Source organism: Agarivorans sp. DSG3-1 (assembly GCF_046774965.1).
Classification (GTDB): Bacteria; Pseudomonadota; Gammaproteobacteria; order Enterobacterales; family Celerinatantimonadaceae; genus Agarivorans.
In genome coordinates this window covers 4,017,450-4,042,812 of sequence record NZ_CP177241.1, presented here as the reverse complement: position 1 = coordinate 4,042,812, position 25,363 = coordinate 4,017,450, and the positions used below count along the sequence as shown (strand labels likewise).

Here is a 25,363-nt window from a genome sequence, read left to right as displayed (position 1 = left end):
TTAAATTTGACGGCTTAATTGCAGTTTTAATCACTTGTTTGAATTTTGTGAAGAAATGGTTAATATATAAATCATGAGGTCAGACCTCTTAACTGGTTAAGGATAATTTGAATGCACCACCAACAACAATCTTTACAAACCGCAAATGGCTCACGAATAGCAGTGGTTGCTGGCCTGCGTACTCCATTTGCTCGACAGTCTACCGCCTACCAAGATGTGCCTGCTGTAGATTTAGGCAAAATTGTAGTGAATGAGTTGATTAAGCGTGTCGACTTAGACGTTAAAGAGATTCAACAGTTAGTGTTTGGCCAAGTGGTGCAAATGCCAGCCGCGCCAAATATTGCTCGTGAAATTGTACTGGGCACGCCTATGGATCCATCAACCGACGCTTACAGTGTGTCTCGCGCCTGTGCAACGAGCTTTCAAGCAGCTGTAAACGTGGCCGAGTCTATTATGGCGGGAACCATTGATTGTGGTATTGCTGGTGGTGCAGATTCTTCCTCGGTATTGCCTATTGGGGTAAGCAAAAAGCTTGCTCGCAGCCTGCTTGAGTTATCTAAAGCACGCACAGCAGGGCAACGTTGGAACGTGATAAAGAAACTGCGGATTAAAGATTTAGCCCCAGTACCGCCAGCAGTCGCCGAATATTCTACAGGCATTTCTATGGGCCAAACAGCCGAGCAAATGGCGAAAACCCATGGCATTAAACGCGCAGACCAAGATAAGCTAGCCGCCCGTTCTCACCGCTTAGCTCATCAGGCATGGGAAGAAGGTAAGTTAGATGATGAAGTGATGACCGCTTACCCAGAACCTTATAAAGCATCTATTAGCCGTGATAACAATGTGCGTGGTGATTCAAGCGAAGAGAAATTAGCCAAGTTAAGGCCAGTGTTTGATCGCAAACATGGCTCGGTAACTGCGGCAAATGCAACCCCACTTACTGACGGCGCCGCAGCGGTATTACTGATGCGAGAAGACAAAGCCAAAGCACAAGGCTTACCTATTTTAGGCTACATAAAAAGCTACGCTTTTGCGGGAATCGATGTATGGGAAGACATGTTAATGGGCCCTTCTCACGCCACGCCAATCGCGTTAGACCGAGCGGGTATTACCCTACAAGACTTAGACCTCATTGAAATGCATGAAGCCTTTGCTGCGCAAACCTTGGCCAACGTGAAAATGTTTGCCAGTGACGAGTTTGCTAAATCAATCGGTCGCGATAAAGCTTTGGGCGAGATTGATATGGAAAAATTTAACGTAATGGGCAGCTCTATTGCCTACGGCCACCCCTTTGCCGCAACCGGAGCACGAATGATCACTCAAATGCTAAATGAATTACGCCGTCGTGGTGGTGGACTAGGTTTAACCACTGCCTGTGCGGCCGGTGGGTTAGGTGCGGCAATGGTTTTGGAGGTTGAATAATGGAACAGCAAACTTTTACCTTAACCACTAAAGATAATATTGCCCTGCTAAAAATTGATGTGCATGGCGAAACCATGAACACCTTAAAAGCAGAATTTGGCCCAGAACTTGACACTATTTTGGCGGACTTGGAAAAACAAACCCAACTTAGTGGTTTAGTGGTTTATAGCGGCAAAGCTGATTCGTTTATCGCTGGTGCCGATATAGGTATGTTAGACAGCTGTGAAACAGCCGCCGATGCACAAAAGCTGTCGCAAGATGGTCACAAAGTGTTTGCTCGCTTAAGTAAGCTGCCTTTTCCGGTGATTGCCGCTATTCATGGCCCCTGTTTAGGTGGTGGACTAGAAGTGGCGCTAGCCTGTGATTATCGCGTATGTAGTATTGATGATAAAACCAGCCTAGGTTTACCAGAGGTGCAACTTGGTTTGTTACCTGGTGGTGGCGGTACACAGCGTTTACCTAAATTGGTTGGTGTGCAAAAAGCCTTAGAAATGATGCTCACTGGCAAGCAGCTTCGCCCTAAACAAGCGCTTAAAAGCGGCTTAGTTGATGAAATGGTTCCAAGCAGTGTGCTATTAGATGTCGCCAAAAAATACGCGGGCAAAGCCAAACGTAAACCAAAGCCGACCCTAAGTATTGTTTCTAAATTACTTGAGGGAAATCCTGTTGGCAGAAATGTGCTGTTTTCGCAGGTGACCAAACAGACCTTGGGCAAAACGCGTGGTAACTACCCAGCGCCCTTAGAAATTATTGCATGTGTTAGAGCGGGTATTGAGAAGAGCTCGGCAGCAGCTTATGAAGAGGAAGCCAAGCGCTTTGCTGGCTTAGTCAAAAGCTCAGAATCAGCAGCCTTGCGCGGTTTGTTTTTTGCTTCAAATGAGCTTAAAAAAGAAAGCTTGTTTGAAGGTGTTAAGCCACAAAAAATTAGCCAAGTTGCAGTATTAGGTGGCGGCTTGATGGGGGCGGGCATTGCCTTTGTTTCTGCCACTAAAGCCAAAGCGCAAGTGCGTATTAAAGACATTAGCGAAAAGGGTGTGCTAGGTGGGCTTAATTATGCTTATAAGTTGTTAGATAAAAAGCGTAAGCGCCGTTTTATTACCAACGCTCAACTGCAACAGCAAATCAACAATATTACTGGTGGTACTGACTTTGTGGGTATGCAGAATACTCAAATTGCTATAGAAGCGGTGTTTGAAGATCTATCGCTGAAGCAGCAAATGGTTTCTGATATTGAAAGCAATTGTAATCCGCAGACTATTTTCGCTAGTAATACTTCCTCGTTACCTATTACGCAAATTGCTGCGAAGGCAGAGCGCCCTGAGCAGGTGATTGGTTTACATTACTTTAGTCCGGTAGAAAAAATGCCTTTGGCTGAGATTATTCCGCACGCTGGCACTAATGAACAAACCATTGCTGATACTGTGCAGTTTGCCCGCAAACAGGGTAAAACGGCGATTGTGGTTAAAGACGGGGCGGGTTTTTATGTGAACCGTATTTTGGCGCCATACATGAATGAAGCGGCTATGTTGTTGTTAGAAGGACAGAGCATAGAACACTTGGATAAAACCTTACTTGATTATGGTTTCCCTGTTGGGCCAATGACCTTACTTGATGAAGTGGGGATTGATGTTGGGTCTAAAATTGCGCCTATTTTGGAAGCTGAATTAGGTGAGCGTTTTAAAGCACCGGAAGCCTTTGACAAGTTAATTGCCGATAAACGTTTAGGCAAGAAAAATGGTCGCGGCTTTTACCTCTATGGTAAAGGTAAAAAAGCGAAAGCCAAACAAGTGGATGAAAAAGTCTACTCAGTACTCGGTATTAAGCCAAAGAGTGCTATTGATGGCGCTAAAATTTCAAAACGCTGTGTTTATATGATGCTTAATGAAGCTGCTCGATGCTTGGATGAAGGGGTTATTCGCAGTGCCCGTGACGGCGATTTAGGCGCTATTTTTGGTATTGGTTTTCCGCCATTCTTAGGTGGACCATTCCGTGCAATGGACAGTATTGGGATTGCCAATTTAGTGAAAGAGTTGCAAGCCTTAGAAAGTAGCCATGGAGAGCGTTTTAAACCCTGTGAGGCTTTAGTGGCAATGGTTGATAAAGGCGAAAGCTACTACAGCTAATTTGTAAATCTTCGATGACAAACCCAAGACAATTTTGTTTGTCTTGGGTTAAGATTCTTTGGCAGTGTTCTGCTAAAATCACCAGCCATTTCTGTTGTAGAGCGAGTTGTATGTTTTTCGTTTTATTGTTGTCGGTTTGTTTTGGCTTGTTCTTCTATATCGAAGCCATTAAATTCTCGTTACCACGATGGCGTTGGACTATCGCTGGCTTTTTGTTTGGCCCGCTGTGTATGCCACTTCTTTGGACTCACCAAAAGCTTAACGTAAAGCGAAGCCAAGGTTTCAATGAGTCACGCTTTCAGGCTTAGTTGTAACTGTATAACTTTGATTGTTGCTGAAACTCTGCTCTGCTTGTTACATTGCGGCCCGTTTCCAAATGATGGGTGTTCAGCGGCGCTTGGTCTAAGTCTTCACCACCATGGTTATACACCACTACACGATCTCGCTGCTTGCTCTTCAAGCTCATCATAAATCGCACTAAGTCATGACGCTCTAGTTTATCTATGCACTCGGCAGCGCGTTGGCGTTGATTAAAGTCTGCATCTTTATTGCCAATACTGACCCAAAAGCGCTGAGCTCGGGTGCGCATATTACTCTCGCGCTCTAGTATTTGGGCAATTAAACCTTGTTTGCTCTGTTGCCATTGCGCATCACTTAACTCAAACATCAGTACTGGGAACTCATTCAAAAAGTCGTTAATAGCATCTAATAGGGTTTGCGGTTGCCCGTGAGGCGACTGTACATAAAAAATAATCCCAGGATGGCGATTCAAGGGTAAGTTACCGGTTCCCACAATGTAGCCCAGCTGTTGCTTGGTACGTAACTCATTGAAAAAATTAGAGGTCATAATGTGATTAGTAAGCGTAAACAAGGCAATGCTCTCGGGGCTTAAATCCCTGCTTTGGTAATAAATCATTAACGCTGAGTCACTTTGCTGGCATTCCACTTCATAAAGCAGAGTGCCTTGTTCTCGAATACTAATAAGCTTGCGCGGGGTTTCTTTAGACGGACTGGTATTAGGCGATATTTCTTGTTGAATAAACTCGCCTAATTCTACTATTTTTTGTTCAGGCCAGTTGCCATAGGCCAGCATCTCAACATGGATATTCTGATAAAGTTTGCTCACAAAGTCGGGCAGATCTTCCAATTGCACATCGTCTAAAGCGTCTAACAACTCTGATGGTGGAGGATTATTAGGTTGCAGCAAAGACGTTAACTCGCTGAACAGTTGTGAAATGGGTTTAACCTGCATCTGGTTTTGCCAATGTTTAGCCAGTTGCTGCTTGATGATGCCAAAGCGTTTCCGCTCAAAATGGCCAAACAAGCGGTTATTCATTATCATTTTGAGCAGCAAAATTTGTTTATCACTAAAGCCTGATAAATGCAGGGTATAGCCGCCTTGGTGAGCGTAAAGTTGATAAGACATTCCAGCAATTTCTGCTTGGTAAGTCATCTCACTTAAATGGTCTAACATCAGCTCTACCATTAGGCGAGTGCAGACAATATTGCGCACCGAGGCAACCGCATAGGCGGAATCAACCGATACATATAAATGACCTTTTGGCACTTTAAACTCGGGCTCGTTGGTAAACCATAATCGAAAACCGGGCTTATCAAACAACATTTTAGGCACAACTTCCTGGTCTACTGTATCTACCAAAGGAGAAGCATTAAACGATAAAAAAGGGTTGCTAGCAGGCAGGTGTAGGCTTTCTATTTCTGCTGGTTGTTGCCAACGGGCTAGGCGCTCTGCTTCGATGGGTTTGACCGAGTATGGGGTGTGGTACCACTTCGCAATTTTGTCACCTTTTACCTGCGGGGAGACTAAATTAATCCGCATTTTTTCAGGTAATAGTTGCTTTAAACACTGGGCGATAAGTACTTGGTCATATTGCTCCATGGCGTAATCGCCATAGATAACATCTTCTGCAGGATAGTGCTGTAGATTTATGGCTAAGTGTGAGACTAGGTCAATTGCACGTGACTTTTCTTGGTATAAAAAAGCCCGTTCAAATACTTGCTGTTTTTCACTGTAGCGCCAAGCTTGTAGCCCTTGCTCGCGGATAAGCTTTATATAGCTAAAAGTGGCATCAATTATCGGGTCTATACAATGTAAACCTTCATCGGTTAATGAATAGCTGATGCAAAAATCTTTAAAGTTACTGCCGTTTACCCCTCCGCCAGCAGCCATTGAATTAACCAAGCCCGCATGCCGTAATAAAGCCACTAAACTACCGGGACCTTCATAGCCAAGAATGTGGGCGATATAGGTTAAGGGTTTTCGTTTATACAGCGCATCCATGTCGCCAAAGCCGAAAGATAAGGTGAGTTTTTTGAGTTCTTTAACCGGTTGAATATGGGTTTCTATGGCTAAATGTTCTGGCAAATATAAAGGTGCTAATTGGGGGCGAGACACTGCCACTTTGGGTACCGCTTTAAACAGCGCCATAACATGGCTCTCTAAGTCATCTAGCGATTGAGGGCTTAATACGGCTAGCGTCATTAAATCAGCAGAATAGTGCTGTTGGTAAAAGGCAATTAAATCGTCGCGAATGGTTTGGTCTTTGTTGTCACTTAGCGTATCTAAACTACCCACCGAAAATTGGCTGAAAGGGTGGGCAGGGTTAACGGTTTCTTTATGTACCTGATAAATTCGACGCACGTCGTCTTTAAGTTTTAGCCTATATTCAGAATCAACCGCTTGGCGTTCTCTTTCTACTAGCTCGGGGTTAAAGCAAGGGCAGATAAAAAACTGACTAAAGCGATCTAGGGCTTCATCAAACCAATCGTTTTCGATATCAAAATAGTAATTAGTATGTTCAGTACCTGTCCACGCGTTATTGCTGCCGCCATGACGCGTAATAAAACTTTGGTATTCGCCGGCAGAAGGGTAAGAATCTGTACCTAAAAACAACATGTGCTCTAAAAAGTGAGCCAGCCCTTCACGGCCTTCTGGGTCATGAAAATGTCCAATATTTACCGCCAACGACGCCGCTGACTTTTGTGCGGTTTCATCTTGGACTAACAATACTTTGAGACCATTGTCTAATGTAATGTTTCGGTAATGTTTTGGATCATTGGGGCTGGTATGCAAGGCAAATATCCTTGATTAGGGCGATACTATGATTATCAGTCGCTTGCGATGGTCTTGCAAACTCTGATGGATGTTTTGTGGCATATCAATTAAATTAGCTGCCAAAATTAGTAAGCTTAAGTGCTTTGTACACCTTAATTATTAAAAGAGCCCCTTTATGCAAGTATTTATCATGCGCCATGGTGAAGCCGAAATGTTTGCCGCCAGCGATAGTGAGCGAGCATTAAATCAGTCTGGCTTAAACGAAGTAGGCAAAATGGGCGGATACTTAGCCAGCAAATTAAAGCAATTGGATTATGTTCTGGTGAGCCCTTACTTACGTGCTCAGCAAACCTGGCAGCGGTTAGCGAAAAGCTTGCCCGAAGCCGCACAAGTTATCGAGTTGAAAGAGCTCACTCCTTCCGGAGATGAAATGGCGGTTGTGGCTCTAATTAATGAGCTCGCGCTTGAGTCTCCCAACGGGAGCTTGCTGGTGGTCTCTCATTTACCCTTGGTTGGGTTTATTGTTGAAGGTTTAGTTGCTGACGCAGGTGCTCCGCTCTTTAGCACCGCTGCAGTGGCCGAAGTAAATGTCGCCGAAGAAAACAGTTTTATCTCTTTGCAACATCCAGTAACCTTAGTTTAAATTGGTGGGTTGTACTAAGTATCCATTGGAAACTGGTGTATTACGCTTTGTTGCATAGGTTCCCAGTTTTTTGTTCTTTTGAGATCTCCTTCGCGGTTCCATTAATTTACGCCGATTTTCTTAGAAATGGCGCAACTGTCCTTGTAGTATCGCTGTGTCATTACTGTAGTGGACACATCGAATGAAAATATTTTCGCGCTATTCTCCGGTAAAAATTGCTCGTTACGTTAAGGCGTTCTTTAAAGGACGTTTGTACATCGAAGGACGTGGAGCATACGAATTCAAAAATGGTAAACTTGAAACCCTACCAAAATACAAGACCACTAAACACCGGCAAACAGTGGCTGAAGTGAATCAACAAATTGATCAGTTCAAGAATAAAGCAGCGTAGCTAAAACGGCTTTTAAGCAATAAAAACCACTCTCAGGAGTGGTTTTTTAGTTTGGAGAGTTTATTAAAACCAGCAAGGCACTTGAACCTCCATGCCCTTTGGGAGCTTGGTGAAAAGCAAGAACCTGTGGATGCTGAGCTAACCATTGTGGCACTTTGGTTTTTAGTATTTGTTGGCCATGACCGTGCATAATAGACGCAACATGATAGTGCTGTTGTTTACACTCTATAATTAAAGCTGCTATTTCTTGCTTAGCTTGTTTTTGAGTGAGTCCATGCAAATCGAGTAAAATCTCTGGGTCATAATCACCGCGGCGAAGCTTTTTTAGCTCGTAGGGATCGCAGCTATCACTTTGCCAACGCATTGGCCCTTCGCTGGGCAATAAGGGGTGATACTCATCTGAAAAGAAGAATTGACTATTATTTAGCGCCGCTTGTTGCTGTTTTTCCCTTTGTTGGCTTTTTTGCTTGATTCGAGGGGGCTCAAGACTTATTTTATCTTGTTTTATCTGGCGAACGCCTTTGAGTGCTTCTTTGAAAGCAGCGAAATCTTCGTCAGTTGGTTTTTTCATCTTTATTATCAGTTGTGCCTGAAGCCATTTATTGGGTGATTGTACTTAATCTGGAGGCCAAATTGGAAAAGATATTTATCGAAGAAGCAATCGATGAGTTACATACGATACAAGATATGATCCGCTGGGCGGTGAGTCGATTTAATGCTTCAGGCGTTTTCTATGGTCATGGAACAGACAATGCGTGGGATGAGGCTGTACAGCTTGTTTTACCCAGCTTACATTTGCCCTTAGATGTTGATCCAGAAGTTAGGCATGCACGTTTAACTCGTCAAGAACGTAGTTTGTTGGTGGAGCTGGTGGTTAAACGCGTGCAAGAACGTTTACCGGTTGCCTATTTAACCAATAAAGCATGGTTTGCTGGCTTAGAGTTTTATGTAGACGAGCGCGTGTTAGTGCCGCGTTCTCCTTTTGCCGAGCTTATCGAAACGCAGTTTTCACCGTGGTTAACTCAAGAACCTACGCGAATCTTGGATTTATGCACTGGCAGTGGCTGTATAGCTATTGGTTGTGCTTATGCCTTCCCAGATGCAGAAGTTGACGCTGTAGATATTTCAGAAGATGCACTAGCCGTTGCCGAAATTAACATTCAAGGGCACGGTTTAGAGCAGCAGGTTACACCTATATTGTCTGATGGTTTAACAGCACTTAAAGGCCAAACTTATGATTTAATTGTAAGTAATCCGCCCTATGTTGATGCCGAAGATATGGGCAATTTACCCGATGAGTTTATGCACGAACCCGAATTAGGTTTGGCCTCAGGCTCTGACGGTTTAGAGTTAACTAAAAAGATTTTGGCTGATGCAGCCGAGCACTTAAATCCGCAAGGCTTATTAATAGTAGAAATTGGTAATAGCCAAGTGCATATGCAACAGCAGTTCCCTGATGTGCCATTTACATGGATAGAGTTTACTAACGGTGGGCATGGGGTATTTATTATTAGCCGTGAGCAGTTACTAGCTTGTGGCTCGCTATTTAAACAGTAAGGATAGAGTTGATGGCAGGAAACAGCATAGGCCAACTTTTTCGAGTGACCACCTTTGGTGAAAGCCATGGTGCGGCACTGGGTTGTATCATTGATGGTTGTCCTCCGGGATTAGAAATCACCGAAGAGATGATTCAAAAAGATTTGGATCGTCGTAGACCGGGCACCTCGCGTTATACCACTCAGCGTCGTGAACCAGACCAAGTGAAAATTTTAGCGGGTGTATTCGAGGGTAAAACTACCGGTACTTCAATTGGTTTAATGATTGAGAATACCGACCAGCGCTCTAAAGACTACTCCAACATTAAAGACATGTTCCGCCCTGGTCATGCTGACTATACCTATCATCAAAAGTACGGCACGCGTGATTATCGTGGCGGCGGCCGTTCTTCGGCGCGTGAAACGGCCATGCGGGTAGCAGCTGGTGTTATTGCTAAAGAGTACTTAAAGCAGCATCACGGTGTAGAGATCCACGGATACCTTAGTGAATTAGGTCCGGTTAAAGCTGAAACTGTCGATTTTGACCAGATAGAGCAAAACCCTTTCTTCTTCCCTGATGCAGGTAAGTTAGAAGAGCTTGATGAGTTTATGCGAGCGCTTAAGAAAGAAGGTGATTCAATTGGTGCGCGTTTAAGCATTGTGGCTAAGCAAGTGCCAGTGGGTTTAGGTGAACCGGTATTTGACCGTTTAGACGCCGATATCGCCCATGCTTTAATGGGCATTAATGCGGTGAAAGCGGTTGAGATTGGTGATGGTTTTGCGGTGGTTAATCAACGTGGCAGTGAGCACCGAGATGAAATGACACCTGAAGGCTTTAGCTCCAATCACGCCGGTGGCGTACTTGGTGGTATTTCTTCTGGTCAAGATGTGGTTGCCCACATTGCATTAAAGCCAACGTCAAGTATTACAGTGCCAGGACAAACCATTGATAAATATGGAAAACCTGTTGAGGTGGTGACCAAAGGGCGTCACGATCCTTGTGTTGGAATTCGTGCAGTGCCTATCGCAGAAGCAATGTTAGCGATAGTGTTGATGGACCATTGCTTGCGTCAGCGCGGTCAAAATGGCGCAGTTAGCACTGAAACGCCCGTTCTACGTTAAAACACTATGCTAGATTAAAGCCCTTAAATGTTTGTGTTTAGGGGCTTTTTTTTAGCTTTTTTAATGGAATATACTGTTTATGTTTGATGATGTAGAGCAACTAATACTCTTGTTTAATCGCACTTTCACTGATTTTAATACGGTGTTGGTAGCAGGTGAGGACGAGCCTATTTATTTGCCTACAAGCCAGCATTTAGCGCAGCACCAAGTAATATTTGCCCATGGCTTTTTCGCTAGTGCATTGCACGAAATTGCTCATTGGTGTATCGCTGGTGAAGGTCGTAGACAGCTTGAAGATTATGGTTATTGGTATAATGGTGATGGGAGAGACCAGAGCCAGCAATCAGAATTTGAGAAAGTTGAAGTTAAACCACAGGCTATTGAGTATGCTTTTGCGCTGGCAGCAAACAGGCCATTTCAAGTGAGTGTGGATAATTTGTCAGGCTTTCAAAGTGACAGGCATAGCTTTACTCAAGCCGTTGAATTGCAATATCAGCACTATCTTAAAATAGGTTTCCCTCGTAGAGCCGAACAATTCATTGCCGCTTTAAGTCAACATACCTTGGTTCATGATTATGAGGAAGTGCTGTGATTAAGCTTGGTTTAATTATAAATCCGATTGCTGGGGTAGGCGGTAGTGTTGCTTTAAAAGGCTCAGATGGTGTGGTTGAGCAAGCCCTCGCGAGAGGGGCTGAGAAAAAAGCAAATCTTCGTGCAGAGCAAGCATTACAACAACTTACTCGTTTAACTGAACCTTTTGAAGTGTATACCGCTTCGGGAGAAATGGGTCAGCATCTCTGTGAGCAGCTGGGTTTAGCTTATCAAGTGGTTTATAACGCAGCAGAGCCTACCAGCGCCGCAGATACCCAGCAAGCGGCTATCGCTATTGCCAAGCTACAGGTTGGTTTGTTGGTGTTTGCTGGTGGCGATGGTACGGCACGAGACGTATTGTTAGCGGTAGGTGAGCAAGTAAACTGTTTAGGCATTCCTGCTGGCTGTAAGATTCATTCTGGTGTGTATGGAGTTACACCTAAAGCTAGTGGCCTAGTCATTGAAAAACTGATTAAAGGTGAGATGCTCAGTTTAAAAAATGCTGATGTGATGGATATTGATGAGCAAGCATTTCGCCATGGGCAGGTGCGTGCGAAGTGTTTTGGCGAAATGATGGTGCCCGATGAGCTGAAGTATGTACAGGCGGTTAAACAAGGCGGAATTGAATCAGAAGACTTGGTATTGCAAGACATTGCCGCAGAAGTGATTGAAATGTTGGCCGGTGAGCAATTTATAGCCGGTTCTGGGTCCACTGTTGCAGCTATTATGCAGGAGTTATCACTGCCTAATACTCTTCTAGGAGTAGATTTGGTTAAAGATCACCAAATCGTCCAAGAGGATTTGACCGCAGCTGAGCTGATAAATAGAATAAGCCACGTAAAAACAAAGCTATTGATTACACCAATTGGTGGCCAAGGTCATTTATTTGGTCGAGGTAATCAGCAACTTAGCCCTGCGCTTATTCGCAAACTAGGTCGTGATAACATTGTAGTCGTAGCGACTAAGACTAAACTTAAATCTTTGCATGGACGCCCGTTGATAGTTGATACTGGCGATACAGAACTAGATAAAATTTTATCTGGAAGCATCAAGGTAATTACTGGTTACCGCGATTATATTATGTATCGAGTATCGAACCCTGAAAATGAGGTTACCGATGCTCAAAAATTATGTCACTCTGCTGCAGACTTATCTGAACAGTCACGACACTAATCTAAATGCTCCACCGAAAAACGTGGTTCAATACTTAAATGATCATTTAGGTGTTGTTGCAACTCAAACTGAGTTAAGCCATCGTCCAATGGTGCACTGCTTAAAATCCCAAATGCACATTGCTTTATTAGATGCGCATTTCGACGGTGAAACCGACGATACAATGCAGTCTCAAGTAGAAGCGTTATGGCGCAATGCAATTGCTTTTGCAGATAGCCAACGCCAAATTGCTGCTGTAGCGTAAGTTTCCATAGCGAAAAAAAGCAAAGCTTAAGCTTTGCTTTTTTTATGCCTCAGATTTGGCTTTAATCTACCTTATGTTGAAACAAGCTAGTTTGGTTACGCCCGTTATGCTTGCTTTGATATAAGGCTTGGTCGGTATTTGCTAACCAATCTTTAGCACTGGCAGTTTGGTCGTCAAGCTCTGCTATACCAAGGCTAACTGTAAAGGGAATCTCAGTGCCACCAACAACCGGTTTTAGATCCTCAATTGCGGAACGTATTCGCTCGCAAAATATCTTAGCGTGTTCAGCGTCGGTGTCAGTTAATATTACCCCAAATTCCTCTCCGCCGTAGCGGCCGGCTATATCGGTTTTACGCATCACTTTTCGTAAAGTATCACCCACTAAGGTAATAATTTTGTCGCCAGCAGGGTGGCCATAGGTATCGTTAACATTTTTAAAGTGGTCGATATCAAACATCACTAACGAACTTGGCGCAGTGCTGCGAACAAAGCGATTGAACTCTTGGTCTAATCTGTCTTGCCAATAGCCTCTATTATATAGCTGGGTGAGTTTATCGGTGCGACTGAGCACTTTCAGCTCTTCGTTTACTTTATGTGCCTCAAGTTTGTTCACTGCGTTATCGGTCACATCGTAAATAATCAAACTAATGTGAGTCACAATGCCGGTTAATGAGGTTAGCGGAATAATGGTGATGTTCTGGTACATGAAATCAACGGTACCAGTGATTGGCCGATAGTTTTTGAATGGAAATACGTGGGGGCGTTGCTCCCAAGTGGTAAAGGCTCTGTTTTTTAGAAAAAACACCGAGTCCATTTTATGGCGTAACCAATCTTCAGGCAGGTTGGGAAACAGGGTAAACAACTCTTTCCCCTGAGCTTGGTCGGGGCGCAAACCACTATGGGTTTCCATAAAGTTGTTCCAAACCTGCACATTGTAATCTTTATCAAGCACCACCAAGCCGACATCGATAGTTTGTATCATGTCGAGCATCCAGTGGAACTCGTTCATCTCATTTTGGTGTTGGCTCATGATGCTCAAATAAATATGAAATTTTGTTATTAAGAGTTGGCAACGAATCTTCGGTAATCAGTAATAGCAAATCACATTGAATGTTATGCTTTTCAATAGTGTAGTTGATTTCTATTGCTAAGGTTTTTTGCCAACGATGGGTATTGTTACTAATTAAATCGGCAATATTACAGTGCTGACCTAACACCACCGGATGGCCTTGAGAAAAGCCTACATCTAGCTGATCAGACACGCCTTTTAAGCATGCACCGATTAAGATATTGGCAATGTCCATTAATACTTCTAACTGGCCGTTGTCATCCATCTCACCTTTGTATTTCATCAACTTAGACATATCGGCAAAGCTGGAATCGTGAAATAACAATAGCGCTTCGCCGGCAATGCCTGAGCCAATAAAACCTTGACAGACGGCAGACATTTCCTCGTTCTCTTCTACCGAGCTTAAGGCCATATGCAATTCACTGGTTTCCAGAATATTAACATTGGGGATCGGTAGTACGATGAAGGTATCAAGTAAGCGTGCCAGTAAATCCGCCGCACGACCCATTGCCACATTGGCAATCTCTTGATAGTGGTCGCGAAAATCGACAATTTTAGGCGATAAAGTATCGTTAGCGGGCGCTGGCATTTTATCTAGCGCGGCTAAATCATTTTCTAGTTCGAGCAGTTGTTGAGACTCAACAATGCCATAGGCCACTAATATCTCGCCAATTTTGGCTTTATTGGTGGGTTTTTTAATGAAATCCAGAGCGCCAAGTTGTTTTACGCGGTTGTAAGCTTCGGGCTGAACGTCTCCAGATACAACTATGATTAACGCGGGTAGATCATTCTTCTGAACTTCTTCTAGTACTTCATAACCATCCATCACTGGCATATTGAGATCGAGAAATACCACATCCCCTTTACCTGCGCGGATTAAGTCCACGCCCTCTTGGCCATTTTTAGCAAAGCTGATTTCTACGTCCCATCCGGGAGGGAGGCTGCGAGCCATTTGTTTTCTTGCGAGGTTAGAGTCATCGCAAATAAGAATTGGTAACGACATAATTTACTATTAACTCTCCTTGTTCGCTGACAGTATGAAGCCAAATGGCTGGCTTGCTAAGCAGGAAATGATAAAAATTACAATTAAGCTTGCGGCACTTTGAGGTGTTTCACAAAAACCACTTCGCTATCAGCTGTAAAGATAAGTTTAGTCGAGAAGTAATTGATTATTCGTTAAAGTTTCAAAATAGTACGCGTAGTCTGATAAGCTGTAATGTCAAACTAGAAAGCGAATAAAAATTTGCTTAGTTGCTAAAAAACGGAAATGGACGATTTAGAGGATCTAAAGTGGAACTAGCTAGATGGATCAGGCAAGGAGTAGTGGCTGCCTGCGTACTGTTTTCGGTATGCGCTCAGTCTGCCTCGGTGCAGAGTAGAATAGAATATTATGATGTTAGCGCTCACGACTTAAATCAGCTGCGTAGTCAAATACAAGCACAAGGCCCTAAAAAACGGGGGAACCGATACAGCATTGCTGCGGAATATCACCTTAGTTGGACGCCAAAAGTACAGATTCGTAATGATCGCTGCGAAGCGTTGCAGCCAGACTTACAGTTGAGTGCCGATTTAGTGATGCCTCGTTGGATTAGTCAAAGTAAAGCTGACTTTGCGGTACAGCAATCTTGGATCAGCTATATAGCTGCTGCTCAGCAATACCATCAAAAAATCACCTTATTAATTGAGCAAAGCGTTGATCGTTTTGTACAACAAACGCGAGGTTTAAACGCGGCCGAATGCGATAAGCTAGAAGCGCTAATTAATGCCAAGGGCAGGGCGGCACTGGCGAGTGCTCAGCAAAAAGTGCGAACCTACCAGCGCCAAACCCGTTATGGTGAGTCTTTAGGGCTAACGATACCTTAATTCTAATGGGCGCTTTTTCACTAAGCGCCTATTCCAAAAGCGATGTGGATGTAAACTACTCAAAGTGGATTGCTTAAGTGGCAGAGGTTCACCGCAAAGCTGAGCTGCCAATATTTCGCTGGCAAAAGGTGCGCTGGTGATCCCTCTTGAGCCGAAACCTACTGCCATAAAACAACGTTGGTAATAAGGTGGCGTTTGTTGCTGCCAGTTTTGTTGATAACCCTCCCTGTATATTTCCTCTATTTTGGGCACTTGCCCTAGAATTGGAAAGTGATCTCTAACGGCACAGCGAGTGGCGGCTCGACCTGGTAACTCAGCCAGTTGCATCTCGTTATTCCAAGCCTGAGGCTGACATTTACGCAGCGCGGCTAAGTTGTCTTCGGCTTCCTTGGCATCCATTTCAACATTTAGATTGTTACGCACATAACTCGCTCCAATACAGTGTTGATGGTGGCTAGCCGGGGTGAGATAACCTTCATAGCATAATACGGTAGTGAGTTTACTTAATTGCGAATTGGTGTTGATATGACTTACTTGGCCACGTACTGGCGTTAGCGGAAGTTGCTCGGTTTGCGGCAAGTTAAGTAGGCGGTGAGAGTGGCAAAAAGCGATGTTGTCGTGAATTTTATTTACGTCGCCAAAACTTAACACACAGCATTTATCATCTTGCTTAAATGCAGTTAGTTCATGGTCATAATGAATAGTTAATAAACCCGACTGCTCGGCAGACTCTAGCAAGGTTTGCACGCACTGCTTGGCATTTATCCAGCCCGCTAAAGGGTAATACAAGGCTTCGCTCTCGAGGTTTACCCCTGCTATGGTTGAGGCTTGCTCAGCTGACACCGGGTAAACCAGCTCTTTAGGATAATTTGCTTGGATAATATTGTGGTTTTTCTTCAGTGATTTTTCATCGTAGCCTAGTTGAATTAACCCACAGTATTCATGCTCTACGGTTAAACCTTGCTGGTCTAATTGCCCCATTATCTGACTATGGTAGTTAAAAGCATGCTGAAAAAAGTCACTCACGTTTGGCTGGTTTGGGCTTAATAAGGGATACACCGCACCCTGTCGGTTGCCTGACGCCTCTAATGCGGCTGCACCATTTTTTTCGTAGAGGCTGACTTTGACACCGCGTTTAACCAAGGCATAAGCTAGACTTGCGCCGGCAATACCCGCGCCGATAATGGCTACATCTTCGCCACGGCTGATACTTTGTCGTGAATATAAATGACTTTGCTGCTCATACTTCGGGGCAGTAGCTTGATAGCTCCCCACTAACATATCGCGCTTTCGGCCGAAGCCTTTAGCTTTTACGGTGTTAAAACCGGCGTCAATTAAGCCCCTGCGAACAAAGCCTGCCGCGGTAAAAGTAGCCAAGCTGGCGTTGTCGGCCGAAATTCTGGCCATGCCATTAAACAACTGTTGAGACCACATATCGGGATTTTTACTTGGTGCGAAGCCATCTAAAAACCAGCTATGTACTAAACCACCTTTTACGTTCGGGACTTCTGGCAAGTTAGCGTGTACATCACCAATCCAAATATCTAAGGTGATGGGCACTGGAGTGCTAAACTCAATACGATGACATCCTGGCGTCATAATCTTTGGATAGCGTAACAGCAGTTGCTGGCTAAAAGGCATAAGCTCAGTCCACTGAGAGAGGGCTTGGCTTAGATCCTTTAGTGCTAAAGGGTGCTTTTCAAAGCTAATAAAATGTAGTCGTTTTAGTTCGGTATCAGCGTGTTCGATTAAAAATTGTTGGTAATGTTGCCAAGTAGCTAAAAAGTTTAAGCCAGTACCAAAGCCCGTTTCGGCAATAACGTAGCTGGCTTGATTATGGTTTTTCCAGCGCTCAGAGAGTTGATTTTGTTCAATAAATACATAACGTGTTTCAGCTAAACCGTTATCTACGGAGAAATAAACGTCATCATAATTGGTCGCTACGGGCGTACCTTCGGGATTCCAATGAACGGTGGCGGTTGTGGTGTTATTCACATTATCCGATGAAGACAAAATTTAACCTCGAGTTTTACTAGAAAATTTAAGCGTACACGTGTACTCTCATCCGACCAGATTAGGCTGCAAAATCGGTAACATAGCAGCAAATACAACCCGTGAGACCATCTGATGAAAAGAGCAGTTATCACCGGGCTAGGCATTATATCTAGTATCGGTAACAATAAAGAAGAAGTATTAGCATCCTTACAAGCAGGTAAATCGGGAATTACCCATTCACCTGAATTTGCCGAGCTAAATCTACGCAGCCAAGTATGGGGTGATTTAAAAATGACCCCTGCTGAACATGTTGATCGCAAAACAATGCGCTTCATGGGCGATGCTGCGGCATTTTCTTACCTTTCGATGCAACAAGCTATTGAAGATGCAAAACTTGCAGAAGAGCTAGTATCAAACGAACGTACCGGTTTGGTGGTAGGTTCAGGTGGTGCTTCTTCAAAGAACCAAGTTGAAGCCGCAGATATTTTACGCGCTAAAGGCGTTCGTCGTGTGGGACCGTATATGGTGCCAAGAACAATGTCGAGCACTACCTCAGCATGTTTAGCCACACCGTTTAAAATTAAGGGTGTTAACTATTCTATTAGCAGTGCTTGTGCAACCAGTGCTCATTGTATTGGTCATGCTTTAGAGTTAATCCAACTAGGCAAGCAAGATGTAGTATTTGCAGGTGGCGGTGAAGAGCTTCACTGGACATTGGCAATGGAATTTGACGCTATGGGTGCGTTGTCGACTAAATACAACGACAACCCTGAACTCGCTTCGCGTACCTACGATGCAGACCGAGATGGTTTTGTTATTTCTGGTGGCGGCGGCATGGTAGTGGTTGAAGAACTCGAACACGCTCTGGCTCGCGGTGCAAAAATCTACGGTGAAATCGTAGGTTATGGTGCAACGTCTGATGGCTACGATATGGTTGCTCCGTCAGGCGAGGGCGCTGTACGTTGTATGCGCCAAGCTATGCAAGGCCTTAACGGTGACATTGATTACGTGAATACTCACGGTACTTCTACGCCAGTAGGCGACGTAAAAGAGCTAGGCGCTATTCAAGAAGTATTTGGTGGCAACAGCCCGCTAATTAGTGCGACCAAGGCGATGACTGGCCATGCACTAGGCGCGGCGGGTGTACATGAGGCGATCTACTCCTTATTAATGATGGAAAACGACTTTGTAGCCCCAAGCATCAATATCAACAATTTAGATGAAAAAGCAGAAGGCTTGAACATTGTTGCCAATGAAGCGAAAAGCGCTAAGTTGAACCGTGTAATGTCTAATAGCTTTGGTTTTGGTGGCACAAATGCCACGCTTGTAATCGAGCGTTTCCAAGACTAAGTCAATTTTGTTTGAAAAAAGCTGCCTTTGGGCAGCTTTTTTTTTATGGAATTTATTACGCGTGTTAAGATTGCCGACCTTAAAAGTCAGCAGATTACCGATAGCGCAATCAATGAAAATAGTGGTAGACGAAAATATTCCCTTTGCTCAAGAGATCTTAAGCCAGCATGGGGATGTGATAGCGGTAGATGGCCGAACCATGCAAGCTGAGCAACTGATTAACGTAGATGCCCTGTTAGTGCGCTCTGTCACCAAGGTAAGCCCTCAATTATTAGCAAAAGCGAATCAGCTCAAATTTGTGGGTACTGCGACCATCGGCACCGAACATATCGACCAAGATTATTTGCGTCAGCAGAAGATTGCCTTTGCTAGTGCGCCGGGCTGTAATGCTATTGCGGTTGGTGAATACGTAGTCACTGCCCTATTAGCCGCTGCTGAACATCAGCAACAACAACTAGCAGGTAAAACTATTGCTATTGTTGGTGCGGGAAACACCGGTAGCCAAGTAGCAAAGCGAGCGGCAGCTATAGGCATGCAGGTAATGCTTTATGATCCGCCGTTAGCCGAGCAGGGTTTATGTGAGGAATCGGTAAGCTTTGAGCAAGTACTGCAAGCCGATGTGATTAGCTTACATGTGCCTTCGACTAAAATCGGTAAACACCCTAGTTATCATATGTTCAATTCATCGGTATTAGCCAAGCTAAAGCCAGAGCAAGTATTACTCAATGCCTGCCGTGGTGAGGTAATAGATAACCAAGCATTGCTAAAGCAAGCAGAGCAAGGGAAAGCCCCACTGCTGATTTTAGATGTATGGGAAGGTGAGCCAACTATTTTAAGGCCTTTGGTAAAATATGCTTTTATCGCCACCCCGCATATTGCAGGTTATAGCCTAGAAGGGAAAATGCGTGGTACCAGCATGGTTTATCATGCAATGTGCCAAGCCTTAGCGCTAAAAGAAAATGATTTAAGCGAGCACTTACTACCCGAGGCTGAGTTTTCAAAAATCAGCCTTAATGGAGAAGTAAGTCAACCTCAGCTCACCAAGCTTACTCAGATGGTTTACGATATTTTTGCTGATGACCGCCGATTTCGATTACATGGTTCAACCCCACAGGGCTTTGACCAACTTAGAAAATTTTACCCGCAACGCCGTGAATTTAAGGTTTTGCAGGTACTCAATCAACATAATCAAGCAGTGCTTAGCCAGCTTGGTTTTAACCTTTAAGAGAATACACAATGCAACAGTTTCATAATGTGGCAATCATTGGCGCAGAGAGCGAGCAAAGCCAACAATTGTTAACCTTGCTTGAGCAGCGCGAGTTTCCTGCCGCACAAATATTCCCAGTGAATATTAACGCTCAAGCTGATGAAGACAGCGATGAAGAGCAAGAGGGAAGCTTAAAGTGGCAGGGCGAAACTCTTGATGCTGCGGAAGTAGACATGCTCAACTGGTCTGAGATTAGTGTCGCTTGGTTACTGTCTACTGATGAAAGTGCATTAGACATCGCTGAGCAAGCTCGCCAGTTAGGTTGTGTGATTATTGACATGGTAAACGCGAATGTTGATGCCTTAAGCTGGGTACACGCTGCCATCAACCCAGAGCAAATTGCCGAAGGTTTAACCGAACGTTGGTTAAATTGTCCGTTCAGCTTGGCAGGTCAGTTATCTTTATTACTGCATATTATTCAACAAGATGTAGAATTAGAGCGGGTCGAAGTTACCGCCATGCTTAGTGCAGCCAATAAAGGCAAACCAGGTGTGGATGAACTGGCAGGTCAAACGGCACGTTTGCTAAATGGTTTGCCGGTAGAGCCAAAGCTATTTAGTCAGCAACTGGCCTTTAATGTATTGCCAGAAGAAGCTGGCGAAGGACTAAATGGTGTCAGTAAGTTTGAAGCTGATTTAAACGAGCAATGCAAAGCGTTGTTACAAACGCCTGAACTTAACTTAAATGTGAGTGCTCAGCATGTGCCTGTTTTTTATGGTGACAGCTTAGCGCTGCATCTTTATGGAACTTACTCATTAGATCTACTGAGTATAAAAGAATGGTTGGGTCAGCATGACGCCTTCGAACTTGTTGAAGACGAAGTCGTGACACCCGTGAGCAATATCGCCAACAACGATACTGTTGTATTGAGTCGTTTACGCCAAAACCCGAATACGGAAAGCGGTGTAAACCTAAGCTTAATGGCTAACAATCCTCTATCTGGAGTGGTAGCAAACGCGGCTCAAATCGCAGAAACGTTAATAAAACAATACATTTAAGCCAATTAGCGGTTTAGATTATTACCTATGCGCCGATAACTCTAGTTGAGGAAAAGCGCAGTAAAATGCGATCTATGTGTAAACTGTTGCCTGTTTAGCTAGATCGCTGATTGTTAGCTGGTTATATTAAAACAATAACAATGGATTGAAGCTATTCAGTCTAAAGGAAGAACACAAGGAAAAACTATGGGGCGGAAGATTTCCCTCGTTGCATTGTCGGCTGTTTTATCGTTCACAACTTTCAATCCGGCCGTAGCTCAAGACAGCGGAACATTTTATGTAGAGTTAGTAGGGCCAGATGAAGTAGTTGGTGAACCAGAGCAACAAGTTTATGGACCCGTTCGCAGTAACGATACGCTGTGGGCCATTGCTAGTTTAAATCGACCATCCCGCTCTATTAGCGTCTATCAAATGATGTTCGCTATCTTAGAGAAGAATCCTCAAGCTTTTAATAACGGGAATATCAACTCGATTATTAATGGCAGTTTCTTGACCTTACCTACCACTCAAGAAGCTCAAGCCATAAATCACCAAACAGCGGTTAGAGCCTTAGCGCCTAAAAAGACAGTTACCGCAACGGTTGCTCAACCTGCTGCGGCAACCACAACAACTACCACCACAAAAGTACTTACGCCAAAGCCAGCTACGCCAGCACGAGCAGCGCTAAATTCAGAAGCCTTAGAGAAAACTCAGCAAGATCTAGACTCTCTACGCGATCGATTAGAAACGCGGATTGACGAACTTGAGCAGCTTAAGCGCCAAGAGTTTGATGTTCTAAAAGAGCAAATGGATGAGTCTAGCCAGCAAATGGTTGGCTTGGCCGAAGTTAATCACCGCATGAAAATGCGTATTCAAGAACTCAGTGATGAACTCGCCAGTATTCGTGAAGAACTAAATGAAAACCGCCGTAACCAAACTCAGATTTTGCAACTGCTTGAGAAACCTAAAGTGGAAGCCATTGAGATGGAAAAAGACGGAGCGTCAGACTTTTTCTCTTCACCGCTTAACATTGGCTTAGCGATTTTCATTCCTATTTTGTTAATTGCTTTAGTGATTACCTTGTTATTCAGACGCAAAGCTAAACGTGAGCTGGAAGAACAAGATAAAGAAATGGCTGAATCAACCGTCAGCTTAATGGATGATGAAAACGATGAGTTTTCTCAGCTCTTTAGTGACAATTTAGATCCAGAAGATGAGCAAGCGCCGGACTTAAACAGCGACTTTGAAGACGAACCAGATTTAAGTGTTGATGACATTGCTCCTGAGCCTGAAGTATTTGAAGATGATATTGATGACTTAGAACCGGAGATTGAAGAAGCTAGCTTCGAAGACTTTGCTGCAGCCCAAGAAGAACAAGCAAGTGAAATCTCGCTAGATGATAGTGAAATGGCGGCCTTAGACGCTTTTGAATCTGATGACTTAGTGCCTTCTATTGAAGAAGACGAGCCTGCTCAAGAAGATCCTGACGCCATCATTAGTGCAGACGATTTAGCTGCTGCGCTTAGTATGGAAGATGATCAAGATTTGTTTGACGTTAACGACGCCGAGCAGCTTGACCAGGCCGCAGAGTTATCTTTCGAGGATGCATTAAAACAGCAGCAAGAAATGGAAGCTGAGCTTTCAGAGGTTAGCGAGAAGGAAAAACTTGATTTAGACAATATTGATTTGTCGGGTGATTTAGATGAAGACCCGATTGCTGATTTAAGCGAAGAACCCGATGTTGTGGTTGAAGAGGAGCTTACTGCTTTAGATGAAAGTGTCGCGGATATAGATGAAGCGACCGCAGAACTAGAAGCGTTAAGTGAGTTAGAAGAGCCTGAATTAGCCGCTGAAGAGCCTGAAACAGACTCTGAGTTAGATGGTTTTAATCTTGATGATGACTTAGTTGACCTCGGCGATTTAGATCTCGAAGACCCCGCTTTAGTTGATGATGCAGAACCAGAAATAGACGAGTTAGCGGCGTTAAGTGCCGAAGCAGATAAGCTTGATGCTGAGCTGCCTGAACTTGAATTGGAACCGATTGTTGAAGTTAATGAACCTGCAGAAAGTACTGATTCAGATGAGCAGGAAGATGAAGTCTCAGATGATGACATCGATAATATGTTTGCTAGCTTTGGGTCTGAAGCGTTTAACGAAAATGCAGAACCAAGTGATGCTGAAGATTTACCTTCGCGCAGCGATATTGAAGAACGTGAGTTTGTTGACATTGATATGTTACTCAACGATGCCGATGAAGACTCTAATGATGAAGCCGATCCTTATGACAGCCCAAGCTTAGATGTAGAGTTGGATTCGTTCCCTGATGTATTGCCGCAAGATAAGCCGGTAGATGTAGACATTAACGCTGAACTTGCATCAAAACTTGATTTAGCCCGTGCTTACTTGGAGATAGACGACCAAGATGGCGCTAAAAAAGTTCTCCAAGAAGTGATGGTGAGTGATGACCAAAGCTTGAAACAAGAGGCTGAGGAGTTGTTAGCGCGTTTTAGCTAACCCACGCAGTGTATTTAAGCTTAAAAGGCAGTGACGAGAGTCACTGCCTTTTTGTTTGCTTGAATAAAATGAGACTGGCTTTGATTAGGCGGTGACAAGCAGGTCAGCTTTTTTTATCATACGCCGTTATTATAATTATCTATGGTAGTTTATGCGCATCGCCTTAGGCATCGAATATGATGGTGCCGGTTATTTTGGTTGGCAACGTCAACGAGAAGTTCAGTCTATTCAACAAGAGCTAGAAGCTAGCTTGTCTATTGTGGCAAATAGCCCTATTCAAGTGCAATGCGCTGGCAGAACCGATGCCGGTGTTCATGCTACGGGGCAAGTGGTGCACTTTGATTCGCCGGTTGAGCGTAAAATGGCCGCTTGGACACTGGGCGTAAATGCCAATATGTCTAATAACATTGCAGTACGTTGGGCTAAACCAGTGAGTGATGAGTTTCACGCTAGATTTAGCGCTACCGCCCGTCGTTATCGTTACATTATTTATAATGGCGGATTTAGGCCGGCTATTCTGGCGCAAGGCTTAAGTTTTTATCATCAAGAATTAGACATATCGTTGATGGAGCAAGCAGGGCAATCGTTCGTTGGCGAACAGGACTTTACTTCTTTTCGCGCGCTACATTGCCAAAGTAAAAGCCCTGTACGCAAAATCGAGCACTTAACCGTGACTCGATACAATGATTATGTTGTGGTTGACGTAAAAGCAAATGCTTTTCTTCACCATATGGTACGTAATATTGTGGGTAGTTTGCTTAAAGTTGGACAAAAAGAGCGTCCAGTTGAATGGATTGCCGAATTATTGGCGGTAAAAGATCGCGCGAAAGCGGCAGCAACTGCGAAAGCGGGGGGGTTGTATATGGTGCAGGTAGACTACCCTAGTGAATTTGAAATACCGCAGTCGCCAATTGGCCCTTTATTTTTGCCGGCAAGTTAAAAAAAACTGTACGATAATGAAGGGTTAGACCAGTTTTATCTAAAACATTGAGGCTAATTGTGGTTTAATTGCGGCCATTCAATGCATTCTGTTATCAAGGCGGATTTACCGCCTATTGAGAAGTAAGGTTCCCGATGAGTTGGTTAGAGAAAATTCTTCCGAAAAGTAAAAGTGCTTCTGGTAAGCGACGTAATATTCCAGAAGGTGTGTGGACTAAGTGTGCTTCATGTGAGCAAACCCTGTACCGCGCAGAGGTAGAACGTAACCATAATGTTTGCCCTAAGTGTGATCATCACATGCGTATTGCCGCTCGTGATCGCTTAGAAGCCTTCTTAGACCAAGATGGTCGCGAAGAGCTAGCGGCAGATTTAGAACCGCGCGACAAACTCAAATTTAAAGACAGCAAAAAATATAAAGACCGCATTGCTAGTGCGCAGCGTAACACTGGTGAAAAAGATGCGTTAATCGTAATGAAAGGCGAGCTAAAGGGTTTACCTGTGGTAGCTTGTGCCTTTGAATTTGCCTTCATGGGCGGTTCTATGGGCTCGGTTGTTGGTGCTCGTTTTGTTGCTGCCGTTGAAAAATGTTTAGCGGAAAAGCGTGCCTTGATTTGTTTCTCTGCCAGTGGCGGTGCGCGTATGCAAGAAGCCTTATTCTCGCTAATGCAAATGGCTAAGACTTCTGCAGCACTTGCTAAAATGCGTGAGCAAGGCTTGCCTTATTTTTCTGTATTAACTGACCCTACCATGGGCGGTGTATCGGCCAGTTTCGCTATGCTCGGTGATGTGAACATTGCTGAGCCTAAAGCCTTGATTGGTTTTGCTGGTCCGCGCGTTATTGAGCAAACAGTACGTGAAAAGTTGCCTGAAGGTTTCCAGCGTAGCGAATTCCTGCTCGAAAAAGGTGCCATCGACATTATTATTGACCGCCGCAACATGCGTGACCGTATTGCTGGCATGGCGTCTAAGATGATGGGCATTGTTACAACGGAAGTAGAAGTTGTGGTTGAACCTGTGGATTCGGATGAAGACTTAGGGGCTGCCATTTCGGCTAACGACAAAGACTAGC

21 protein-coding genes are annotated in these 25,363 nt (G+C 44.1%); 16 read left to right on the top strand and 5 right to left on the bottom strand.

Annotated elements, in window-relative coordinates; translation table 11 throughout:
- Positions 1-111: 111 nt before the first annotated feature.
- Positions 112-1,422: an acetyl-CoA C-acyltransferase FadI gene (fadI, locus tag ACLD71_RS18710; RefSeq protein ID WP_411991631.1), complete on the top strand. Its 1,311-nt coding sequence runs from the start codon at positions 112-114 to the stop codon at positions 1,420-1,422.
- On the top strand, positions 1,422-3,545 hold the full coding sequence (gene fadJ, locus ACLD71_RS18705; RefSeq protein WP_411991630.1) for a fatty acid oxidation complex subunit alpha FadJ: 2,124 nt from the start codon (positions 1,422-1,424) through the stop codon (positions 3,543-3,545). Before fadI ends, fadJ begins: the two co-directional genes overlap by 1 nt.
- 304 nt (positions 3,546-3,849) lie before the next feature.
- On the opposite strand, the gene ACLD71_RS18700 is transcribed toward fadJ, so the two are convergent.
- Positions 3,850-6,639, bottom strand: coding sequence for an insulinase family protein (locus ACLD71_RS18700; RefSeq protein WP_411991629.1), 2,790 nt, complete (start codon positions 6,637-6,639; stop codon positions 3,850-3,852).
- Between the two features lie 157 nt (positions 6,640-6,796).
- On the opposite strand from ACLD71_RS18700, the gene sixA reads away from it, so the two are divergent.
- On the top strand, positions 6,797-7,264 hold the full coding sequence (gene sixA, locus ACLD71_RS18695) for a phosphohistidine phosphatase SixA (protein ID WP_411991628.1): 468 nt from the start codon (positions 6,797-6,799) through the stop codon (positions 7,262-7,264).
- Between the two features lie 181 nt (positions 7,265-7,445).
- On the top strand, positions 7,446-7,655 hold the full coding sequence (locus ACLD71_RS18690) for a DUF1107 domain-containing protein (RefSeq protein WP_137675015.1): 210 nt from the start codon (positions 7,446-7,448) through the stop codon (positions 7,653-7,655).
- Between the two features lie 46 nt (positions 7,656-7,701).
- Here ACLD71_RS18690 and smrB read toward each other — a convergent pair whose 3' ends face one another.
- Positions 7,702-8,226 carry an endonuclease SmrB gene (gene smrB / locus ACLD71_RS18685; RefSeq protein ID WP_303512659.1) on the bottom strand — a complete coding sequence of 175 codons (525 nt, stop codon included), beginning with the start codon at positions 8,224-8,226 and terminating at the stop codon, positions 7,702-7,704.
- A gap of 62 nt (positions 8,227-8,288) precedes the next feature.
- Here smrB and prmB point away from each other — a divergent pair, with 62 nt between their 5' ends.
- The 5 genes from prmB (at position 8,289) to ACLD71_RS18660 (ending at position 12,320) form a co-directional block, all read left to right on the top strand.
- Positions 8,289-9,212 carry a 50S ribosomal protein L3 N(5)-glutamine methyltransferase gene (gene prmB, locus ACLD71_RS18680; protein WP_137675013.1) on the top strand — a complete coding sequence of 308 codons (924 nt, stop codon included), beginning with the start codon at positions 8,289-8,291 and terminating at the stop codon, positions 9,210-9,212.
- An 11-nt stretch (positions 9,213-9,223) separates the two neighbouring features.
- Complete coding sequence (gene aroC, locus ACLD71_RS18675; RefSeq protein WP_411991627.1) at positions 9,224-10,312, top strand: chorismate synthase; 1,089 nt, start codon at positions 9,224-9,226, stop codon at positions 10,310-10,312.
- A 79-nt stretch (positions 10,313-10,391) separates the two neighbouring features.
- Positions 10,392-10,904, top strand: coding sequence for an elongation factor P hydroxylase (locus tag ACLD71_RS18670; RefSeq protein WP_411991626.1), 513 nt, complete (start codon positions 10,392-10,394; stop codon positions 10,902-10,904).
- A complete protein-coding gene (locus ACLD71_RS18665; protein WP_411991625.1) occupies positions 10,901-12,076 on the top strand; it encodes an ATP-NAD kinase family protein in 1,176 nt (391 codons plus the stop codon). The genes ACLD71_RS18670 and ACLD71_RS18665 overlap by 4 nt, the downstream gene beginning before the upstream one ends.
- 22 nt (positions 12,077-12,098) lie before the next feature.
- A complete protein-coding gene (locus ACLD71_RS18660) occupies positions 12,099-12,320 on the top strand; it encodes a hypothetical protein (protein WP_137675009.1) in 222 nt (73 codons plus the stop codon).
- A gap of 61 nt (positions 12,321-12,381) precedes the next feature.
- Here ACLD71_RS18660 and ACLD71_RS18655 read toward each other — a convergent pair whose 3' ends face one another.
- Both ACLD71_RS18655 and ACLD71_RS18650 read right to left on the bottom strand, forming a co-directional pair.
- A complete protein-coding gene (locus tag ACLD71_RS18655) occupies positions 12,382-13,350 on the bottom strand; it encodes a diguanylate cyclase (RefSeq protein ID WP_411991624.1) in 969 nt (322 codons plus the stop codon).
- The gene (locus ACLD71_RS18650; protein WP_411991623.1) at positions 13,331-14,392 is read right to left on the bottom strand and encodes a response regulator; all 1,062 of its coding nucleotides are present in this window, start codon (positions 14,390-14,392) and stop codon (positions 13,331-13,333) included. Before ACLD71_RS18650 ends, ACLD71_RS18655 begins: the two co-directional genes overlap by 20 nt.
- Before the next feature lie 287 nt (positions 14,393-14,679).
- Between ACLD71_RS18650 and ACLD71_RS18645 the strand changes: the two genes are divergently transcribed.
- Positions 14,680-15,252, top strand: a complete 573-nt coding sequence (locus ACLD71_RS18645) for a DUF922 domain-containing protein (protein WP_137675190.1) — start codon at positions 14,680-14,682, stop codon at positions 15,250-15,252.
- On the opposite strand, the gene mnmC is transcribed toward ACLD71_RS18645, so the two are convergent.
- Positions 15,238-17,247, bottom strand: a complete 2,010-nt coding sequence (gene mnmC / locus ACLD71_RS18640) for a bifunctional tRNA (5-methylaminomethyl-2-thiouridine)(34)-methyltransferase MnmD/FAD-dependent 5-carboxymethylaminomethyl-2-thiouridine(34) oxidoreductase MnmC (RefSeq protein WP_411991622.1) — start codon at positions 17,245-17,247, stop codon at positions 15,238-15,240. The two genes, ACLD71_RS18645 and mnmC, sit on opposite strands and share 15 nt — an antisense overlap.
- Positions 17,248-17,379: 132 nt before the next feature.
- Between mnmC and fabB the strand changes: the two genes are divergently transcribed.
- The 6 genes from fabB (at position 17,380) to accD (ending at position 25,362) form a co-directional block, all read left to right on the top strand.
- Positions 17,380-18,597, top strand: coding sequence for a beta-ketoacyl-ACP synthase I (gene fabB, locus ACLD71_RS18635; RefSeq protein WP_303512674.1), 1,218 nt, complete (start codon positions 17,380-17,382; stop codon positions 18,595-18,597).
- 112 nt (positions 18,598-18,709) lie between these two features.
- On the top strand, positions 18,710-19,822 hold the full coding sequence (locus ACLD71_RS18630) for a 4-phosphoerythronate dehydrogenase (RefSeq protein WP_411991621.1): 1,113 nt from the start codon (positions 18,710-18,712) through the stop codon (positions 19,820-19,822).
- Positions 19,823-19,833: 11 nt separating this feature from the next.
- Positions 19,834-20,862 (top strand): Asd/ArgC dimerization domain-containing protein, encoded by a 1,029-nt coding sequence (locus ACLD71_RS18625; protein WP_411991620.1) that lies wholly within the window; start codon positions 19,834-19,836, stop codon positions 20,860-20,862.
- A 186-nt stretch (positions 20,863-21,048) separates the two neighbouring features.
- Positions 21,049-23,355, top strand: a complete 2,307-nt coding sequence (locus tag ACLD71_RS18620; protein ID WP_411991619.1) for a FimV/HubP family polar landmark protein — start codon at positions 21,049-21,051, stop codon at positions 23,353-23,355.
- 151 nt (positions 23,356-23,506) lie between these two features.
- A complete protein-coding gene (gene truA / locus ACLD71_RS18615) occupies positions 23,507-24,295 on the top strand; it encodes a tRNA pseudouridine(38-40) synthase TruA (RefSeq protein WP_411991618.1) in 789 nt (262 codons plus the stop codon).
- Positions 24,296-24,429: 134 nt separating this feature from the next.
- Positions 24,430-25,362, top strand: coding sequence for an acetyl-CoA carboxylase, carboxyltransferase subunit beta (accD, locus tag ACLD71_RS18610; protein ID WP_411991617.1), 933 nt, complete (start codon positions 24,430-24,432; stop codon positions 25,360-25,362).
- The last annotated feature ends 1 nt before the right edge of the window (position 25,363 follow it).

Excerpts from the sequence above, each read along its gene's own strand:
- fadI (WP_411991631.1), top strand. The coding sequence starts at position 112 with ATGCACCACCAACAACAATCTTTACAAACCGCAAATGGCTCACGAATA.
- fadJ (WP_411991630.1), top strand. The coding sequence starts at position 1,422 with ATGGAACAGCAAACTTTTACCTTAACCACTAAAGATAATATTGCCCTG.
- sixA (WP_411991628.1), top strand. The coding sequence starts at position 6,797 with ATGCAAGTATTTATCATGCGCCATGGTGAAGCCGAAATGTTTGCCGCC.
- ACLD71_RS18690 (WP_137675015.1), top strand. The coding sequence starts at position 7,446 with ATGAAAATATTTTCGCGCTATTCTCCGGTAAAAATTGCTCGTTACGTT.
- smrB (WP_303512659.1), bottom strand. The coding sequence starts at position 8,226 with ATGAAAAAACCAACTGACGAAGATTTCGCTGCTTTCAAAGAAGCACTC.
- aroC (WP_411991627.1), top strand. The coding sequence starts at position 9,224 with ATGGCAGGAAACAGCATAGGCCAACTTTTTCGAGTGACCACCTTTGGT.
- ACLD71_RS18670 (WP_411991626.1), top strand. The coding sequence starts at position 10,392 with ATGTTTGATGATGTAGAGCAACTAATACTCTTGTTTAATCGCACTTTC.
- ACLD71_RS18655 (WP_411991624.1), bottom strand. The coding sequence starts at position 13,350 with ATGAGCCAACACCAAAATGAGATGAACGAGTTCCACTGGATGCTCGAC.
- ACLD71_RS18650 (WP_411991623.1), bottom strand. The coding sequence starts at position 14,392 with ATGTCGTTACCAATTCTTATTTGCGATGACTCTAACCTCGCAAGAAAA.
- fabB (WP_303512674.1), top strand. The coding sequence starts at position 17,380 with ATGAAAAGAGCAGTTATCACCGGGCTAGGCATTATATCTAGTATCGGT.
- ACLD71_RS18630 (WP_411991621.1), top strand. The coding sequence starts at position 18,710 with ATGAAAATAGTGGTAGACGAAAATATTCCCTTTGCTCAAGAGATCTTA.
- ACLD71_RS18625 (WP_411991620.1), top strand. The coding sequence starts at position 19,834 with ATGCAACAGTTTCATAATGTGGCAATCATTGGCGCAGAGAGCGAGCAA.
- ACLD71_RS18620 (WP_411991619.1), top strand. The coding sequence starts at position 21,049 with ATGGGGCGGAAGATTTCCCTCGTTGCATTGTCGGCTGTTTTATCGTTC.
- truA (WP_411991618.1), top strand. The coding sequence starts at position 23,507 with ATGCGCATCGCCTTAGGCATCGAATATGATGGTGCCGGTTATTTTGGT.
- accD (WP_411991617.1), top strand. The coding sequence starts at position 24,430 with ATGAGTTGGTTAGAGAAAATTCTTCCGAAAAGTAAAAGTGCTTCTGGT.